The following is a 3,969-nucleotide window of genomic DNA, read 5'->3' as shown; positions in this document are numbered from 1 at the left end:
GGTGATAGAAACTTTTAAAATTGAAGCTTATTCTCCTGACTCTTCAGCAGTGGTGATCAACGTAAAGAAAGTATTTGATGGAACAGAGAAAAGCTTTAACGACGTCTTTACCGATATAGGCTTGGGTACTTCTCCTAAAGCCTCGTTTTCTTCCATAGAACATATCAAAAGCTTCCCGCAGAATATTGTAGCCCGCAGTTTATTAAGCACCCGGGTTACTGAAGGTCAAAATAGCATTCCTATTAGCCTTACAGCAACAACAAACCTGCTTTTATTGCCGGAAAAGCCTATGACACCCAGATTTGCCGATAAAAGAGTAGGCTTATTCAGCACGCCACGCTGGTATTTTTCTGACGCACAGCATAAAATGGAAACCCGTGAATTGGTAACGCGCTGGAGAATGGAACCTAAAGCTGAAGATCGGGAACGCTACCTGAAAGGTGAGCTTGTAGAACCGGTAAAGCCTATCGTTTTTTATATTGACCCTGCAACGCCTGTACAATGGCGGAAACAAATTATTGCAGGGGTGCATGACTGGCAAAAAGCTTTTGAGGCTGCTGGTTTTAAGAATGCTATCGTTGCAAAAGAAGTGACTGATACGGCAGATTATGATGGTGATGATGTACGTTATTCTGAAATCACTTATGCGGCTTCTCCAAAGGCCAATGCCATGGGTCCCTCTGTTATTGACCCACGTAGTGGCGAAATACTGGAAGCAGATGTGGTCTGGTGGCACAATGTAATGTCGGCAGTTCAAACCTGGATGCGCGTGCAAACAGGTGTTATTGATGTAGATTCAAGGTCTAACAAGCTATCGGACGATAAAATGGGCCATGCCATTCGCTTTGTCTCCTCACATGAAATTGGTCATACGCTGGGTTTAAAGCATAACATGGGTGCTTCTGCAGCTTACCCTGTAGATTCTTTACGATCTCCATCCTTTACAAATAAAATGGGCGGTACGGCATCATCTATTATGGATTACGCGCGTTTTAATTATGTAGCACAACCAGAAGACAAGGTAACCAACATTACACCGCAGATAGGAATTTACGATAAATATGCCATTTCATGGGCCTACAGATGGTTGCCGGTTAATGACCCGCATCAGGAACTTGATACCCTTGGAAAATGGATTAAAATACATGGCAATGACCCTTTATATAGATATGGAGAACAACAAAATTCCATGAATATCATTGACCCAAGGTCGCAGTCGGAAGATTTAGGTGATGATGCTGTTAAAGCTAGCCGGTATGGTCTGGCCAATTTGAAAAGGATGATTCCTCAAATCTTGAATTGGTCAGCGCCTGCTGGTGAAGATTTCTATGAAGCGGGAAAACTCTATATGGCCGCTTTATACCAATGGCAAACTTATGCCACACAGGTAACCGCAAATGTTGGTGGTTATTACCTTGAAAATCCTGTAGGGGGGGATACGAAGAACAGCTATACGCCAGTGCCGGTGGCCATTCAGAAAAATGCTTTAGCCTATCTGAAAGAGCAGGTCTTTCATATGCCCGAATGGTTGTTCAATGAGCAATTGCTGGCTAAGACCTTTCCTATTAAAGACACACCATTTGGTCCCTATGAATATGGGCCTTATACGCTAAGAAGAGAATTTCAATATGGCCTGCTGTACAGTTTATTTCAGGATGACCGTTTGTTAAGGATGTTGGAAATGGAAGTAATGTATGGAGCGAAGAATGTATTTACTGCTACTGAATTATTTAAGGAAAGCAGAAGTGCTATTTTTCAGAACACCTTAAAAGGTAAAGCCCTTTCTATCACCGAGCGCATGTTACAGCAAAACTACATTGATGTTTTAATGGTGAGCACTGATAAAACCTTAGAGAAGATCACCAAAAAATCGTTAACACCGTCACCAGCTTTAAATGTGCCTGCTATTTGTAACCTGGGGGTGGATCAGGAAAAGGCAGTCTACTTGCCAGCGGTAGGCTTACGTAATATCTACGTTAACTCCATGGTGCGAACAGCAGATCTAGTAGCCACAAAACGTGGTGAGCTCTTGCAAATTCTTTCCATCCTGCAGAAAAACAGAAACCACCAAGATGTGGCAACCAGAAATCATTACCTCGATTTAATATTGAGAATCCGTCAGAGTCTTCAAATTAACTAATAAACTATATAAATATGAATAAACAACTACTTTTAATTTTACTTTTGTTTGGACTGAGTTTTTCAAGTTTCGGGCAGCAAAAAACCACTATCACCGGTAGGGTGCGGGGACCAGAAGGCTGGACCATTCCAGGGGCTTCTGTATATGTAGATAATTCTGCTATTGGCACTGTAACGGATAGTGTTGGTCAATTTACCCTTAAAGTTCCTGAGGATACCAAATTTATCAGGGTAAGCTATATGGGCTATAATGCGCTATTGGTAAATATCATTAACAAAAAGAATGTTGAAGTAACCTTAACCAGCAGTGATAACAACTTAGGTGAGGTGATCGTTAACGGATATACCAGCATTTCTAAGCGTAAAAATACTACGGCTGCCGCTGTTATAGACTATCAAAAGTTAAGACAAACGGGTGTGTCTGGTGTTGACCAGATGCTGGAAGGTCAGGTTGCCGGTGTATCGGTTGGCTCCTTAAACGGAGGTCCTTCAGCGGCACCAAAAATCCGCATTCGTGGTACGGTTTCTTTAAATGGCAACCAGGATCCTTTATGGGTATTAGATGGTATTCCATTAGAAGGAACAACGATGCCTAACTTATACGATAAAGATAATATCGATGAGTTGAGGAATCTGCCTATTGCAGGTTTAAATCCAGATGATATCGCCGATATCACCATCCTTAAAGATGCTGCGGCAACGGCAATTTACGGTGCCAGAGCATCAAATGGCGTTATTGTAATTACGACAAAAAAAGGTAAAAAAGGCCCTGTGTCCATTAGCTTCAATGCCAATACCTTTGTGGCATCAAAACCTGATCTGGGTAAATTGAACCTGATGAACGCCACGGAAAAAGTGGACTTTGAATTAGGTCTTGCTTCAAGAGCTGATTTAACTTACCGCGATAACCAGGGTGGTGTTACCCGTATTTTAAACCAGAATAACCAGCTGAACAATTTCAGACAGAATGGCTTTTCGGGCTTAAATTCAGCAACGCAGGATGCCATAAATGGCTTAAGACAAAATAATACCAACTGGAATGATGAATTGTACCAGACTGCCCTTAACCAACAATACAGTTTAAGTCTTTCTGGTGGTAATGATCAGGCTACTTATTATTTTTCTGGTGGTTATTATAATGAAAAGGGTTCTACGATAGGGACGGGTTTTGAGCGTTTTAACATGACTTTAAAGACGGATTTTAACTTGTCTAAAAAGCTGAGGGCTGGGGTAGCTATTTTTGCTTCCAAATCTGACCGAGAAAACTACCTTACAGAAGTTGATGCCTTTACCAGTCCTTCGAGATATTCCAGAAATGTAAACCCTTACCAAACGGTGAGAGATGCCAATGGAAACTTTGTATACGACCAGGATATTTTCGGTACCAGTAATTTATCTGGTGATGTTTATATTCCTTTCAACATCATCGAAGAGCGTCAAAATACACGCTATACCCTTGGCAACAAAAGCATAAAAAGTATAATTGATGCTGATTACCAGATCATCAAAAACCTTAAACTACACTCTGAATTTGGTTTGCAGTTTGAAGATACCGGAGTTGAAAAGTATGCCGGTGTAACTTCATATTTCGCCAGAAAAATGAAAGAAAGTACCAGGTATTACAATTCTACAAGTAAAAATTACGAATACTTTTTACCAGAAGGTGGCATCATTCAGAACCAACAAACTTCTTTATTCCAGTACAACTGGAAAACTTTATTGGAATACAAAAAAGTGTTCAATGAGAAGCATGAAATTGAAGCTTTGGCTGGGTCAGAATTCAGAAGAAATAACAATGAAAATATTTTTACCAAAGGTTTTGGCTTTAAT

At 40.7% G+C, this 3,969-nt stretch carries 2 protein-coding genes; both read left to right on the top strand.

The genetic code is table 11. The annotated features are described in order from the left end of the window. Positions 1-2,140 (top strand): zinc-dependent metalloprotease (locus tag ACR2F7_RS11175; RefSeq protein ID WP_432713646.1); only part of this gene is annotated, 2,140 nt, incomplete at its 5' end. 14 nt (positions 2,141-2,154) lie between these two features. Continuing rightward, a partial coding sequence (locus tag ACR2F7_RS11170; protein WP_432713645.1) for a SusC/RagA family TonB-linked outer membrane protein occupies positions 2,155-3,969 on the top strand: 1,815 nt, incomplete at its 3' end.

The sequence above is a fragment of the Pedobacter sp. genome, from assembly GCF_045628745.1.
Classification (GTDB): domain Bacteria; phylum Bacteroidota; class Bacteroidia; order Sphingobacteriales; family Sphingobacteriaceae; genus Pedobacter.
Note: the sequence above shows the minus strand (reverse complement) of the source record. Positions and strands in the feature narration are given on the sequence as shown.